The organism is Pseudomonas sp. GW822-FHT01E03 (assembly GCF_058802985.1).
Map to the genome: position 1 here is coordinate 105,297 of NZ_JBXAOQ010000010.1, position 13,551 is coordinate 118,847.

General features: G+C 60.7%; 14 protein-coding genes. 7 read left to right on the plus strand and 7 right to left on the minus strand.

Features of this window, described 5'->3' with window-relative positions:
- Positions 1-464 precede the first annotated feature (464 nt).
- Positions 465-716, plus strand: coding sequence for an outer membrane lipoprotei OprI (gene oprI, locus AC1RP7_RS20380; protein WP_003199355.1), 252 nt, complete (start codon positions 465-467; stop codon positions 714-716).
- Positions 717-840: 124 nt separating this feature from the next.
- Here oprI and AC1RP7_RS20385 read toward each other — a convergent pair whose 3' ends face one another.
- From AC1RP7_RS20385 to AC1RP7_RS20395, 3 genes are all read right to left on the minus strand, one after another.
- Positions 841-1,815, minus strand: a complete 975-nt coding sequence (locus AC1RP7_RS20385) for a L,D-transpeptidase family protein (protein ID WP_057713807.1) — start codon at positions 1,813-1,815, stop codon at positions 841-843.
- 474 nt (positions 1,816-2,289) lie between these two features.
- Entirely contained in the window at positions 2,290-2,583 is a 294-nt protein-coding gene (locus AC1RP7_RS20390) for a hypothetical protein (RefSeq protein WP_003226812.1), read from the minus strand.
- A 56-nt stretch (positions 2,584-2,639) separates the two neighbouring features.
- Positions 2,640-3,245 (minus strand): arylesterase, encoded by a 606-nt coding sequence (locus AC1RP7_RS20395; RefSeq protein ID WP_090457081.1) that lies wholly within the window; start codon positions 3,243-3,245, stop codon positions 2,640-2,642.
- A 10-nt stretch (positions 3,246-3,255) separates the two neighbouring features.
- On the opposite strand from AC1RP7_RS20395, the gene AC1RP7_RS20400 reads away from it, so the two are divergent.
- The 3 genes from AC1RP7_RS20400 to greB are packed head-to-tail and all read left to right on the plus strand — an operon-like array spanning position 3,256 to position 6,975.
- A complete protein-coding gene (locus tag AC1RP7_RS20400) occupies positions 3,256-3,939 on the plus strand; it encodes an ABC transporter ATP-binding protein (RefSeq protein ID WP_493181046.1) in 684 nt (227 codons plus the stop codon).
- On the plus strand, positions 3,939-6,443 hold the full coding sequence (locus tag AC1RP7_RS20405) for an ABC transporter permease (protein WP_493181047.1): 2,505 nt from the start codon (positions 3,939-3,941) through the stop codon (positions 6,441-6,443). Before AC1RP7_RS20400 ends, AC1RP7_RS20405 begins: the two co-directional genes overlap by 1 nt.
- 34 nt (positions 6,444-6,477) lie before the next feature.
- The gene (greB, locus tag AC1RP7_RS20410) at positions 6,478-6,975 is read left to right on the plus strand and encodes a transcription elongation factor GreB (protein ID WP_057713804.1); all 498 of its coding nucleotides are present in this window, start codon (positions 6,478-6,480) and stop codon (positions 6,973-6,975) included.
- A 3-nt stretch (positions 6,976-6,978) separates the two neighbouring features.
- Here the strand turns inward: greB and AC1RP7_RS20415 are convergent, their stop codons facing one another.
- The 3 genes from AC1RP7_RS20415 to AC1RP7_RS20425 all read right to left on the minus strand — a co-directional run bounded on the left by AC1RP7_RS20415 (position 6,979) and on the right by AC1RP7_RS20425 (position 9,494).
- Positions 6,979-7,287 (minus strand): class I SAM-dependent methyltransferase, encoded by a 309-nt coding sequence (locus tag AC1RP7_RS20415; protein WP_493181048.1) that lies wholly within the window; start codon positions 7,285-7,287, stop codon positions 6,979-6,981.
- Between the two features lie 247 nt (positions 7,288-7,534).
- Entirely contained in the window at positions 7,535-7,969 is a 435-nt protein-coding gene (locus AC1RP7_RS20420) for a DoxX family protein (protein ID WP_090457085.1), read from the minus strand.
- Between the two features lie 103 nt (positions 7,970-8,072).
- Positions 8,073-9,494, minus strand: coding sequence for an MltF family protein (locus tag AC1RP7_RS20425; protein WP_057713801.1), 1,422 nt, complete (start codon positions 9,492-9,494; stop codon positions 8,073-8,075).
- Between the two features lie 237 nt (positions 9,495-9,731).
- On the opposite strand from AC1RP7_RS20425, the gene AC1RP7_RS20430 reads away from it, so the two are divergent.
- From AC1RP7_RS20430 to AC1RP7_RS20440, 3 genes are all read left to right on the plus strand, one after another.
- A complete protein-coding gene (locus AC1RP7_RS20430; protein WP_057713800.1) occupies positions 9,732-10,538 on the plus strand; it encodes a TatD family hydrolase in 807 nt (268 codons plus the stop codon).
- Positions 10,539-10,652: 114 nt separating this feature from the next.
- Positions 10,653-12,134 (plus strand): methyl-accepting chemotaxis protein, encoded by a 1,482-nt coding sequence (locus tag AC1RP7_RS20435; RefSeq protein WP_493181049.1) that lies wholly within the window; start codon positions 10,653-10,655, stop codon positions 12,132-12,134.
- A 221-nt stretch (positions 12,135-12,355) separates the two neighbouring features.
- Positions 12,356-12,721 carry a DUF962 domain-containing protein gene (locus tag AC1RP7_RS20440; RefSeq protein ID WP_057713798.1) on the plus strand — a complete coding sequence of 122 codons (366 nt, stop codon included), beginning with the start codon at positions 12,356-12,358 and terminating at the stop codon, positions 12,719-12,721.
- Here the strand turns inward: AC1RP7_RS20440 and AC1RP7_RS20445 are convergent, their stop codons facing one another.
- The gene (locus tag AC1RP7_RS20445) at positions 12,722-13,519 is read right to left on the minus strand and encodes an acyl-CoA thioesterase (RefSeq protein ID WP_090457089.1); all 798 of its coding nucleotides are present in this window, start codon (positions 13,517-13,519) and stop codon (positions 12,722-12,724) included.
- Positions 13,520-13,551 lie beyond the last annotated feature (32 nt).

Sequence of the window (13,551 nt, forward strand, 5' to 3'; positions counted from 1 at the left end):
TCATCGTGCGGGTTGGCGGGTGCTGCTCCGGATCACGCAGGATTGCGCTCGACCGAAGATCACTCCGGGCCGATAGCCTGAACATTGCCGGATGTTGAGACTTAAGACGAGCGCCCGCTGTTAAAGTCACCTGAACATCGAGAAAGATATTGGGAGGCGCTACGCAAAAGCCGAACAAAAGTGTAGACGAATCCATGTAGGCGGACTTTAGCCAGGCGGGAAAAAGAGCGGTGTGCCGAAGGAACTTTTTCTCTCCAGTTCGCTCAGCCACGGGCCTTGCAGCTGGATATTTTTTAAACAGTTCAGTTAAAAGTTGCTCGAAAAAGAATCAACGCCTACAATTTTTTTTGCTTCTTGCGTCACGTCAGTTTTACTTACTACAAGTAATGGGTAGTATGTACGCCGGCTCTTTCCTCAATCGGAGGAGATAGCTACTTAATAGAAAGTCCTTGAAGGGGAACACGATGAACAACGTTCTGAAATTCTCTGCTCTGGCTCTGGCCGCAGTTCTGGCTACCGGTTGCAGCAGCGCATCGAAAGAAACCGAAGCACGTCTGACCGCTACTGAAGACGCAGCTGCTCGCTCCCAGGCTCGTGCAGACGAAGCTTACCGTAAAGCTGATGAAGCTCTGGCTGCTGCTCAAAAAGCACAACAGACTGCTGACGAAGCTAACGAGCGTGCTCTGCGCATGCTGGACAAAGCTAGCCGCAAGTAATAATCCTTCGGGATTGTTATCAAGCCGACCCATTTTTTGGGTCGGCTTTTTTATTGCCTGGCGTTTCTCCAGGCAATAAAAAAACCCGTCGACGCTGTCCGCGCCGACGGGCTCTTTGCCAGCGTTACTGCAGCGGGTCGATCGGCATGCTCGATACCATCGGTGCAACGCCGTTGCCCGGCACAGCGATCTCAACCGGCAGGCCGTCTTCAGCGGCGACCACATCACGCACCACATCCCAGTTCATACGCAGGTTGTTGGTGATGTCTTCACGCTTGAGCATCGCATTGATGACTGCGGTGTGCTTGTCGACCACCGACGGGTTGCCCTTGTCGTCCAGCGGCGTATGCGCCTCCAGATAGACCTTGCCGCCACTGAGACCAAACTTGTACGGGTCGTTGATGATCCGCACGGACGTTCCGACCGGCACCATGCCCGCCATTTCCAGCACGTTGTTGTTGAACATGCGGAAGCAACCGTGGCTGGTGCGCATGCCGATACCGAACTTCTTGTTCGAACCGTGGATCAGGTAGCCCGGTGTGCCCAGGGTGAACTTGAACGGCCCCAGCGGGTTGTCAGGGCCGGCCGGCACAACGTTGGGCAGCGGGTCACCGTCTGCTGCGTGCTCGGCCTTGATCGAAGCCGGAGGCGTCCAGGTAGGGTTCGGTGTCTTGGCGGTGATGCTGGTGTGGGCAATCGGCGAGCCCCAGCCTTCACGACCGATACCCAGCGGGAACGTGTACACCACGTTCTTGCCTTTCGGGTAGTAATAGAGGCGGTACTCGGCCAGGTTGATCACGATGCCTTCACGCGGACCTGGTGGCAGGATGAAGCGAGTCGGCAGAATGATTTCCGTACCGGCGCCAGGCAACCAGGCATCGACACCCGGGTTGGCCGCGACCATTTCCGTGTAGCCCAGATCGTAGGCGGTACCAAGGTCGGCGAAGGTATCTTCGTACTTGGCCTTGATCACCTGCACCTGGCCGATGATGTCCTCACCGGGCGGTGGCAGGGGAAGCTCCAATGCTGCGACTGGACCGGCCACTAAGAGGGCGGCAAGAGTCAGGCAGCGGGTGACGGCAGGAAAGCGCGACAACATCCGGAAAATCCTATGCATGATCAACTGAGAGTATAAGAACGCGATTGTACACTGCAGTCCGTTATTTCGGGGAGATCGCCCGATTACAGGCAGTGCAAGGCGATATTGAGATTATCCTCGATCCCGTGTGGGAGCGGGCTTGCTCGCGAAGGCTGTAGGGCAGGCGGTGTGGATTTTTGAGGGTGAGGCGGCCTGCTGGCCGGGCCGATCACAACTGAACGCGTTTCCCTGTAGGAGCGAGCTTGCTCGCGAAAAACGCCAGGACAACGCGGGCATTCAGGCAGCACGCGTTATCGTTGACGTCCATCGCGAGCAAGCTCGCTCCTACAGAAGAGCAGAGCAACGGCAGGTCGGCGCACACCCGTGCTCTTCACCACTCAACAGGCCGAGCGCAACTGACCAGAGGGCAATGCCGCCGTTACCGTAGAAACGGATACACGCACAGTCGGCAAAAGGCTAACGCGCAATGACGGATCAAAGCTCAAACCGCAATTCCGGCCAGATCGGCGACGTCCCCCGCTTCTGCGACTCAAGAATGGCCCGGCACAACGAACACAGCCGCTGGTCCTGAAACACCCGGCGATCAACACTCGACCAGCGCGGTTGCGCCGGCAACAGACTGCCGCACAGGGTCCGGTCCGCCGAACCGCCCAATTCCAGCTGACGGGTCACCAGATGCACCCGCACTTCCTGGCAGGCGAACAGATCCAGCTGTTCGTCAGGCTCGATCAGTTGATAGGCAAATAGTGACCAGGCGGGACGCGGCATCGGGGGCTCCAAATCGGGGGCGCCACCTTAGCCGAAAGCCTGCTTCTAGAAAAGTGTCATAACAGCGGTTTTAGAGTAGGCCAGACATTTTCCAGCAACTTGTCCTGAGCCCCGGCCGCCGGGTGTATGCCGTCAGCCTGCATCAAGTCCGGATGGCCGCCTACGCCATCGAGGAAAAACGGCACCAGCGGGATCTTTTTCTCATCGGCCAGGTTGCTGTAGACCTCGGCGAACGCCTTGGTGTAACGCGCACCATAATTGGGTGGCAATTGCATGCCGAGCAGCAACACCTTGGCACCGCTGGCCCGGGAGCTGTCGATCATCGAAGCAAGATTTTGTTGCAATTGAGTTGGCAGCATCCCGCGCAGACCATCATTGCCGCCCAGCTCGAGGATCACCAGTTCCGGTTTATGCTCTGCAAGCAGCGCGGGCAGGCGCGCCTGGCCTCCGGCACTGGTGTCGCCACTGATGGATGCATTGATCACTTTGTCGTCGAAACCTTCGTGCCTGAGCCGTTGCTCAAGCAGCGACACCCACCCCAGCCGGGTATCCAGCCCGAAACCGGCGCTGATACTATCGCCAACGATCAGGACTGTACCCGCCGCTGCGTTTTGGGCCATGCACATCAAGGCCAGGCCAGCACTCAAAAACCAGACACGCATCGGACTCTCCATGGGCGCAAGCATTCTCATCGCGAAGGACCTTAGCAAAGTGGTTCCCAGCGCGGAAGGTGAACTGACCATCCTGCACCAACTCAGCCTGGAACTGAACAAGGGCGACAGCCTGGCCATCGTCGGCGCTTCCGGCTCCGGCAAGTCCACCCTGCTGGGTCTGCTTGCCGGCCTCGACCTGCCGAGCAGCGGCGAAGTCACACTCGCCGGGCAAGGCCTGAGCAACCTCGATGAAGACCAGCGTGCGCGCATCCGCGCCGAGCACGTGGGTTTTGTCTTTCAATCGTTTCAGCTGCTCGACAGTCTCAATGCCCTGGAAAACGTCATGTTGCCACTGGAGCTCGATGGCCGCAAAGACGCCCGCGAACGCGCCACCCAATTGCTGCAACGGGTGGGACTGGGCCAACGCCTGACTCACTCGCCGCGCCAGCTCTCCGGAGGCGAGCAACAACGCGTGGCGATTGCCCGCGCATTCGCCGCCGAGCCCGATGTGCTGTTCGCCGACGAACCGACCGGCAACCTCGACAGCCACACCGGCGAGCGCATCAGCGACTTGCTGTTCGAGCTCAACCAGGAGCGCGGCACGACACTGGTGCTGGTGACTCACGATGAACGCCTGGCCCATCGCTGCCGGCGCCTGATCCGTCTTGAAGCCGGCCTGCTGGCCGCCCCTCTGGAGCCTTGATGGCACGCCTGCCGCTGTTGCGCCTGTTCAGTCTCGCCATCCGCCAATTGCTGCGCGATGCCCGCGCCGGTGAATTGCGCGTGTTGTTTTTCGCCTTGCTGGTGGCCGTGGCCGCCAGCACTGCCATCGGTTACTTTGGCGCGCGCCTGAACGGCGCCATGATGCTGCGCGCTACCGAATTCCTTGGTGCCGACCTGCTGCTCGAAGGCAGTTCGCCTGCGCGCCCCGAACAGATAAGAAGCGGCACCGAACTGGGTCTGGAACACGCTCAAGTGGTGGAGTTCTCCAGCGTCATCGCCACCGACAACAGCATTCAACTGTCCAGCATCAAGGCGGCCGATGACACCTACCCGCTACGCGGCGAATTGAAAAGCGCGCCCGCCCCCTTTGCCACGCAAATAGTCGGTGGCGGACCGCACCCCGGTGAAGCCTGGGTCGAGGCACGCCTGCTGACCGCCCTGGACCTGAAGATCGGCGACAGCATCGATGTCGGCATGAAAACCCTGAAACTGGCGCGGGTGCTGACTTACGAACCCGATCGCGCCGGCAATTTCTACAGCCTGACACCGCGGGTGCTGATCAACCTCGACGACCTTGCAGCCACCGGCGTGGTGCAGCCCGGCAGCAGGGTCAGCTATCGCGACTTATGGCGAGGCAGCGCTCAGGCACTCGAGACGTATCGGCAACTGATCAAACCGGGGCTTGCCGCCAACCAGCGCTTGCAGGACGCCCGCGACGGTAATCGACAGATCGGTGGCGCCCTGGGCAAAGCCGAACGCTACCTGAACATGGCCAGCCTGGTGGCGGTGTTGCTGTCCGGCGTGGCGGTGGCGCTATCGGCAACCCGCTTCGCCACCCGACGGTTCGATGCCAGTGCCTTGCTGCGCTGCCTCGGGCTGTCGCGCCGGGAAACCATGGTGCTGTTCAGCCTGCAACTGACTGTCCTCGGGCTGCTGGCCAGCATCAGCGGCGCCCTCCTCGGCTGGCTCGCACAGCTGGGGTTGTTTGCCCTGCTGCATGACTTGTTGCCGACCGACGTGCCTCCGGGCGGGCTGTTTCCGGCCATTGCCGGGATCGGTACCGGACTGGTGGCGTTGGCCGGATTCGCCTTGCCGCCACTGGCGGCTCTGGGTCGGGTTCCGCCATTGCGCGTGCTGCGCCGGGACATGCTGCCGATCCCTTCCAGCACCTGGATGGTCTACGGCGTAGCGCTGGGCGCCCTCGCCCTGATCATGTGGCGCCTGAGCCTGGACCTGGTGCTGACCTTTGCCCTGCTCGGCGGCGGCGTGATTGCAGCGTTGGTGCTGGGCGGCTTGTTGTTGCTGCTGTTGAAGAGCCTGCGGCGCATGCTTGCTCGTGCGTCCTTGCCCTGGCGCCTGGGACTGGGCCAACTGCTGCGTCACCCGCTCGCTGCCGCGGGCCAGTCCCTGGCGTTCGGCCTGATTCTGCTGTCAATGGCGCTGATTGCGTTGCTGCGCGGCGAGTTGCTGGACACCTGGCAGAACCAGCTGCCGAAAAACGCTCCAAACTACTTCGCGCTGAACATCCTGCCGGCGGACAAACAGTCCTTCACCGATCACCTGATCACCGTATCGGCGCAATCGGCACCGCTGTACCCGGTGGTGCCTGGACGCTTGATCAGCATCAACGGCGAGCCAGTGCAGCAAATCGTCACCAAGGAATCGGCCGGGGACCGGGCGATCCAGCGCGACCTGAGCCTGACCTGGGCCGCGGACCTGCCGTCGGGCAACAAACTCACGGCCGGCAATTGGTGGAACCAACAGATGCCGGACGATGTTCCCGGCGTGTCGGTAGAAGGCAAGGTCGCCGAGAGTTTGAAAATAAAGCTCGGCGACCACCTGGTATTCAGCGTTGGCGGAGTCAATCGCGAGGCGAAGGTCACCAGCCTGCGGGAGATCAACTGGGACAACTTCCAGCCGAACTTCTTCATGATCTTCCAGCCCGGCACCCTCAAGGATCTGCCAGCGACCTACCTGACCAGTTTCTATCTGGCAGCGGGTCACGACCAACAGATTGTCGACCTGTCCCGTGCCTTCCCGGCGGTGACCATCCTGCAGGTCGAAGCCTTGCTGGAGCAACTGCGCAGCATCCTCGCCCAGGTGACCCTGGCGGTGGAGTACGTGTTGTTGTTCGTGTTGGCGGCGGGGATGGCGGTGCTGTTCTCCGGCCTGCAAGCGACGCTGGATGAACGCATTCGCCAGGGCGCGCTGTTGCGTGCGCTGGGGGCGGAGCGGCAATTGCTGGTCAAGGCACGGCGTATCGAGTTCGGTTTGCTGGGCGCAGTCAGTGGCTTACTGGCGGCACTGGGTTCGGAAGTGGTGAGTTGGGTGCTCTATCGCTACGCCTTTGACCTGCCGTGGCATCCACATCCATGGCTGTTGTTGCTCCCACTGGTGGGCGCCGTGCTCATTGGTGGTGCAGGGGTGTTCGGCACCCGTCGGGCATTGAACGCCAGCCCGCTGACAGTTCTGCGCGAGGGTTGATAGACTCCTGCCATCCTCACCACAAGAAGCTGTCATGAGCCGTTACCGCCCTCCCCGCACCGCTGGCACCGCGCTGATCACCCCCGAGGGTGAAGCGCGGATGCGCGCCGAGTTCCATGAGTTGTGGCATGTACGTCGGCCCCAGGTTACCCAGGCTGTCAGCGAAGCCGCGGCCCAGGGTGATCGCTCGGAGAACGCCGAATACACCTATGGCAAAAAGATGCTGCGAGAGATCGACAGCCGCGTGCGTTTTCTCACCAAACGCCTGGAAGCGCTCAAGGTGGTCAGCGAAAAACCCAGCGATCCGAACAAGGTCTATTTCGGCGCCTGGGTCACGATCGAGGACGAGGATGGCAAAGAGTCGCGCTACCGCATTGTCGGGCCGGATGAACTGGACCTCAAACAGGGCCTGATCAGCATCGACTCGCCCCTGGCCCGCGCATTGATCGGCAAGGCACTGGACGCCGAAGTCCGGGTCCAGACACCGACGGGTGAGCAGTGCGTGTACATCGTGGCAATCGAGTACCCGTGAGCGTTAAAGCCGGGTAATCAGCCCCTGCCGGGCAACGCGGGTCAGTTGCCGGATCACTTCAGGCGCATCTTCGAGGCTGGGGGATTGAATCACTGCCAGATCGAAACTGTCGTTGGCGAAACGAACGAGCGACTCACCGTCTTCGACAAACTGGATCAGGAAGGCAGCGGGACCGCCGGTACGACGTGGCCAGCCATCGAGATAACGCAAGAGCGTCGGCTGATGTTTGCCGCCAAGCAGGATTTTTGGATTGCGCTGGGTGAGATGTGCCGTGATCGGCGCGGGACGTACAACGGGGTTTAGTGCATTCATTGTGTCGTGTCTCTGCCTCAAAAGTCTGCATGGCAGGTGAGAGGCAACACCGAACCAGCGCTTTAGCGGTATTTCGAAGCCTGTTCCGGCTTCTATCGGCAACTGGATGAGTCACCTGGCGCCCCGCAAGTAGCTGTTTAAATCGGCGCATGAGCAACATCCTAGAGAAGCTGACTGGACAGTGTCAAGAATGACGCTCAACAAAAAAGGCCCGCACAATGCGGGCCTTTTCGTTGAACCAGAGCGGTCAACCGGCGATGGCACGGTCCGCCGAGAGCTTGCCCGCACCTTCGATCAATACCGCGAGACTGCCACCGAGCAACGCCAGGGCGAACTCATAACCGTTGTTGGCCATGAACAGACCGTTGCTGATGTGCACCGAGAAAATCGCAACCAGCGACAGGAAGATCAGGCCCAGTGCGGCCGGGCGAACCAGCAAGCCGATGATCAGGGCCAGGCCGGCGAAGAATTCGGTGCCGCCCGCCAGTGCCGCCATCAGGTAACCCGGCGTCAGTCCGAGGCTTTCCATGTACTGCGCGGTTCCAGCCAGACCATAGCCACCGAATGCTCCGAAGAGCTTCTGCGAACCGTGAGCGGCGAAAACAATACCGACCACGATGCGCAGAACGGTCAGACCGTAGCCAGCGCGTGTAGACAGTACCTTATTGATCAGTGTGCTCATGCTGTTTCATTCCTTGTCAGTGTGTGTTGGTTGGCCGCTATATTAATCAGTAATTCACATACTAAAAGCGCAAAAAACCCGTCATGACAATCAGATTAATTGATCATTTGCGTGAGACAACCTTTTGCCCCTGGGGCTCCAACGACTCCCGCTCCCGGTCGAACGCCAAGTAATACTTGTTCACGCTATTAACATAACTGACAGGCCCCATACCCACTTGCTCCATGGCAATGCGTTCGACCTGGAAGAACCACTGGTTGGGATTCAAGCCTCGCCGGCGGGCTTCGGCGCGCATGCCTTGCACCCGCTCCGGCCCGATGTTGTAGGCCGCCAGCACGAAGGCCATGCGTTCGCGCTCGTTGAGTTTCGGACTGGCAAAGAATTTGCGCCGGATCATCGCCAGGTACTTGGCCCCGGCCTGCACATTGCCATCAAGGTCCTGAATATTGTTGACCCCCACCCGCTGCGCCGCAGAAGGCGTGATCTGCATCAGACCGGTGGGGCCACCGCCACTGCGGGCGGCGGGTTGCAGGGATGACTCCTTGAAGGCCAGCGCCGCCAGGTTCAGCCAGTCCATGCCCTGGGCGTCGGCGTGTTTTTGCAACACTGGGCGAAGTTTTTCCAGGCGCTGTCGGTCCGCCTTGGCCAGTGGATAGTGCACTTGATAGAGACGACGATAGATCCGCAGGAACGCGGCGTCCTGATCCGATGGTTTTTTGTAGACGGTGAGGAAGCGATCAATGCTGGCCCGCAGCATCGAGGCATCACGGCGCACGAACCAGAACTCCTCTCCCGGATCACTGACGAGTACCTGTTTGTCGAAACGCAGCCTGGGCAGGATCTTGCCCCAGCGTTCGGCGATCGGTTGCTCGACGATGGTCAGGTGGAAGATCCCGCCCTGCACCATCTCCAGTACATCCTCGACGGCAAGGCTCGGATCGACCCATTCGATCGTGACCGGTGGCAGTTTGTGCAAGGCGAGCTTTTGATTGATCTGGCTGACGGCATCCCCGGCGGCACTGCCTGCGGGTAATGCCAGGGTCTTGCCGGAAAGCTGTTCAAGCCTGGTGTAGCGGCGTTCGCCCTTGATGCCCACCAGGACCAACGGGATGTTGCTGGCAATCGGCTCACTGGTGCTGACGGCGAAGCCGGGTTGCAGTTCGAGCAACTCGCCTGGCGCCACCAGATCGCCCTCCCCCCGCTGCAATGCGCCAAGCAGTTGATCCTTGGCCTTGGGAATGATCTTGAGGGTGATTTCCTGACCGTCACGGGCGTGGCCGTTGAGGTATTGCTCGAACGCTCTCAGGCGATGGTATTCGACCCCGATCGCCTGCCCCTGGACTTCACCGGAACTGTTGCGGCTCTGGTTGACCAACACCCGCAGCACACGACTGCTGCGTATTTCCGCAAGGTCGCGCACCTTGCTCGCCGGTACCGCTTGCAACGGCCCGGGCAGACGCGCGACCGCCGTCATCGGCAGTAGCAGCGAACAACACAGCAGTAGCAAAACCGAGGGACGAATCATCCACTCTCCGGAAAGAATATGAGGCCCGCTTCAATGACGAAAACCATCAAGCGCGGCGACAAAAACAGAGCGCCCAAGGCGCTGGCAACGTGCGAAAGACTGGCACAATGATGGCAAAACTACCAACCAGGCCTGGTCCGCGGCTCAAGAGACAGCGTTAACCCGTTGTAGTTCTTGGTTTTTCTTATAAATCCACGGCTCTGATATGCTTTCCGGCCTTTGGGCCGAGGTAGCACCATGCAACTCATCGATATCGGCGTCAACCTGACCAACGCCAGTTTTGCCGACAAACACCAGGCCGTACTTGACCGCGCCTACGCGGCCGGCGTGTGCCAACTGGTGCTGACCGGCACCAGTGTCGAGGGCAGTGAACAGGCCCTTGAGCTGTGCCAGCAACTGGACGAAAGCGCCCAGCGCCTGTTCGCCACCGCCGGTATTCACCCTCACTGCGCCAGCGACTGGAACGCCGACAGCGCCCGACGTTTGCGCAGCTTGCTCTTGGAGCCGAATGTAGTGGCCGTGGGCGAATGCGGGCTGGATTTCAACCGTGATTTCTCGCCGCGCCCGCAACAGGAGAAGGTCCTCGAAGAACACCTGGCCATGGCCGTCGAATTGCAGCTGCCGGTTTTTCTACACGAACGCGACGCCAGCCAGCGCCTGCTGGAAATCCTGCGCGACTTCCGCGACCGACTGCCGGCCGCCGTAGTGCACTGCTTCACTGGAGAGCAGAAGGCACTGTTCAGCTATCTCGACCTGGACTTGCACATCGGCATTACCGGCTGGATCTGCGACGAGCGCCGGGGCACGCATTTGCACCCACTGGTCAAGGAGATCAAGCGCGGACGCCTGATGCTCGAAAGCGATGCACCGTATCTGCTGCCGCGCAGCCTGCGCCCCAAGCCGAAAAACGGGCGAAACGAGCCGGCGTACCTGACCGAAGTACTACGCGAAGTGGCACTGCATCGCGGGGAAAGCCAGGAGGATCTGGCAGCGCATACCACCGCGTGCGCGCGGGCGTTTTATGGTCTGCCATTGATCTCCTGATTGCCATTAAATCCCACAGGTTTGAAGTTGATCTGCATCAAGAGTCAGTCACCTGTATAGCGGCACAATGATGGCGTCTTGCCAAAACTGTTTCCGCTATCAGAGAAGACCTCCATGGGTGCCTGGCTTAGCAATATCTCGCTGAAATACAAATTCTGGGCGGTCAACGCCGTCGCTTTCGTCACCACCCTGTTGCTGGTGCTGTACGCGGTGCAACTCGAACAGCAGGCCCGCAGTCGCGCCGCCCAGGCTTCGGCCCAGGCTCAGGCGCGATTGCTCGAAGCCTGGCCCAGCGGGCAAACGTTGCCCCACGCCGACAACTTCCTTGCGTTCAGCCGAGGACAGGCACCCACGCTCAATGAGCAACCCGTGCAAGAACTGGCCGACGCCAATGGCTGGGTCGAGATCAACGTGATGCCGCTGTTCGGTGACAATCCGCTGATGGGTGCCGAAGTGTTTACCCGTGCCGACGGCCAGCGGGTCGCCGTGATTGCCCATGGTCCGAGCCTGAGCCAGGTGTTCAACGAGCGTTTTGCCAACTACGCGGTGGCGGTGTTCATCCTGATGCTGGCAATGCTCGGTGCATCGCAGTTATTGATCCGCTTCCTGCTCAGCCAGCTCAACACCTTGAAAGACGTCATGTTGCACGTGGAGAAAACCGGCGACCTGTCGGCCCGCGTGCCATTGGCCTGCAGCGACGAAGTCGGGCAAATGGCCAACGCCTTCAACGCCATGCAGGCCGGTTATCAACGGGTGGTCAACACAGTCGCCAGCACCGCCCGGCAACTGGACGTCGGCGCCGCACGGCTGGCGGCCAGCATGAATGAAGTGCGCCACGGCATGCTGGGCCAGCAAAGCGAAACCGATCAGGCCGCCACAGCGATCAACGAAATGACCGCCACGGTCTATCACATCGCTCAACACGCCGGTGCCACCCGTGACCTTTCGCAATCGGCCGATACCCTGGCCGGCAGCGGGCAGGCGGTTGTGACACGGGTGCAGCGGTCGATTGCCGGACTGTCCACCGGCGTCCAGCAGACTGCCGAGATGATTCAACGCCTGGCCGAGGACAGCCAGAAAATCAACGGCGTGGTCAACGTGATTCACAGCATCGCCGAGCAAACCAACCTGTTGGCGCTGAACGCCGCCATCGAAGCGGCCCGGGCCGGCGAGATGGGTCGCGGTTTCGCGGTAGTCGCCGATGAAGTACGCAACCTCGCCAAACGCGTGCAGACCTCCACGGATGAGATCACCCTCATGGTTTCGGCGTTACAGGCCGGCACACGGGACGCCGTGGACTTCATGCAAGAGAGCTCGTTCAAGGCCGACGACTGCGTACAACAGGCCCAAGAGGCCGGCGCGGCATTGGCCGATATCACCGGAGCGGTGGCGCAGATGCGTGAAAGCAACACGCAGATCGCGGTGGCGGCCGAGCAGCAGAGCCAGGTGGCGGAGGAGATGAACCGGGCGGTGGTGAGCATCCGTGACGTGACCGAGAACACGGTGCAGCAGACGGTGACGTCGGCGACCACCAGCAATGAGCTGGCGGCGTTGGCCGGTGAGTTGAGCAAGGCGATAGGTCAACTGAAACTTTGAGAGCCTCTTCGCGGGCAAGCCCGCTCCCACAGGTGACCGCGTTCTTTCATTGGAATACGGTCAAAATGTAGGAACGGGATTGCTCGCGAAGGCTTCAGAACTGGCACCATCTATTCCAGTCATGGCACCTATCAAGCCAATAGCCAGCCTTGATTCGCCGCCAGCATAGACCGGGCCTATTCTTAATCACATGTGTTCAACATGGATCGAGGATCGGCATCATGGGCAAACGTCACCCCAACCTACCCGCCTGGCAATGGCGAGCCTACCCGAACAATCATCAGCACCCGACCAATCTGGTGCTGCACCTGATCGCGGTGCCGCTGTTCATCGTGGCATTTCTGCTGATTGTGACCGGGGTGTTCAGCCTGAGCCTGGCAAATATCGCCATCGGCGTAATCGGTGTCATTGCGGCGCTGGCCTTGCAACGCCACGGCCACAACCTGGAGACCCAAGCCTCCGAACCCTTCAGTGATCGCAAGGATGCGGTATCACGCCTGTTGGTCGAGCAGTTCCTGACGTTTCCACGGTTCTTCCTCAGCGGCGGCTGGTGGCGCGCCTGGCGTGAGCGCCACCGCCGGCACTGATCAGGCGAACACAGTCACGGTCTGCCGGCTCATGGCGATCAACCGACCATCCGCGCTCCACATTTTTGCGGCGGCATGCCCGTAGCCGTCGGCGGCGTATTCGGTTTCGACGAGGTATTTGCACCAGTCCAGGGTGTTCAGTTCCAGCAGCGGCTGCACGAATTCGATGGTCCAGGTCAGCGTGCTGCCCATCGCCGGCTTCTTCAAAAACGGCATCAGGGCCGGCGGCCAGGCGTCCACCAGCGCCAGGATATGCGCCTCGCCGATAGCCTCTTCCTTTACGTCGCCGCGCAAACGTACCCAGCCACCCATTTGCCGGGATGTGCTACCGCTGAACGGCAGCCCGCCGACACTCCAGCGCATCGCCAGATGCCGCATGAACTCCGGGATGACGCCTTCGACGAAAGGCAATTCCTGGCATTCGTCCCAGTGCTTCATTTCAGGTGCCGGTTCAGCGGCCACCGCCACTTCCGAAGGTCGCGAGGCGCCGAAGCTGCCCTGGATCAACGTCACCACCTGGCCCTTCTGCATCACCCGGCCCAGCACTTGGCTGACGGCCTTGCCTTCGCGCAACACCTCGACGTCAAAACTGACCGGCACCTCGGGCTCAACCGGGCCAACAAAGGTGATTGCCAACGAACGCACCGGCCGATCCGCCGGAACCCGGGCGCGCATGGCTTCGTACTGCAAAGCGGCCACCAGGCCACCGAAACTGGCTCGCCCCTGGGCCCAGGAGGCCGGGATAGACAGCTCCATCGGCTGGCTGCGGACAGCGTTGAGCAGTTCGGAAAAACGCATGAAAACCTCTGGGAATGGAAAAAGATGAAGGG

Excerpts from the sequence above, each read along its gene's own strand:
- AC1RP7_RS20445 (WP_090457089.1), bottom strand. The coding sequence starts at position 13,519 with ATGCGTTTTTCCGAACTGCTCAACGCTGTCCGCAGCCAGCCGATGGAG.
- AC1RP7_RS20395 (WP_090457081.1), bottom strand. The coding sequence starts at position 3,245 with ATGCGTGTCTGGTTTTTGAGTGCTGGCCTGGCCTTGATGTGCATGGCC.
- AC1RP7_RS20400 (WP_493181046.1), top strand. The coding sequence starts at position 3,256 with ATGGGCGCAAGCATTCTCATCGCGAAGGACCTTAGCAAAGTGGTTCCC.
- AC1RP7_RS20425 (WP_057713801.1), bottom strand. The coding sequence starts at position 9,494 with ATGATTCGTCCCTCGGTTTTGCTACTGCTGTGTTGTTCGCTGCTACTG.
- AC1RP7_RS20440 (WP_057713798.1), top strand. The coding sequence starts at position 12,356 with ATGGGCAAACGTCACCCCAACCTACCCGCCTGGCAATGGCGAGCCTAC.
- AC1RP7_RS20435 (WP_493181049.1), top strand. The coding sequence starts at position 10,653 with ATGGGTGCCTGGCTTAGCAATATCTCGCTGAAATACAAATTCTGGGCG.
- oprI (WP_003199355.1), top strand. The coding sequence starts at position 465 with ATGAACAACGTTCTGAAATTCTCTGCTCTGGCTCTGGCCGCAGTTCTG.
- AC1RP7_RS20420 (WP_090457085.1), bottom strand. The coding sequence starts at position 7,969 with ATGAGCACACTGATCAATAAGGTACTGTCTACACGCGCTGGCTACGGT.
- AC1RP7_RS20385 (WP_057713807.1), bottom strand. The coding sequence starts at position 1,815 with ATGTTGTCGCGCTTTCCTGCCGTCACCCGCTGCCTGACTCTTGCCGCC.
- AC1RP7_RS20390 (WP_003226812.1), bottom strand. The coding sequence starts at position 2,583 with ATGCCGCGTCCCGCCTGGTCACTATTTGCCTATCAACTGATCGAGCCT.
- AC1RP7_RS20430 (WP_057713800.1), top strand. The coding sequence starts at position 9,732 with ATGCAACTCATCGATATCGGCGTCAACCTGACCAACGCCAGTTTTGCC.
- AC1RP7_RS20415 (WP_493181048.1), bottom strand. The coding sequence starts at position 7,287 with ATGAATGCACTAAACCCCGTTGTACGTCCCGCGCCGATCACGGCACAT.
- greB (WP_057713804.1), top strand. The coding sequence starts at position 6,478 with ATGAGCCGTTACCGCCCTCCCCGCACCGCTGGCACCGCGCTGATCACC.
- AC1RP7_RS20405 (WP_493181047.1), top strand. The coding sequence starts at position 3,939 with ATGGCACGCCTGCCGCTGTTGCGCCTGTTCAGTCTCGCCATCCGCCAA.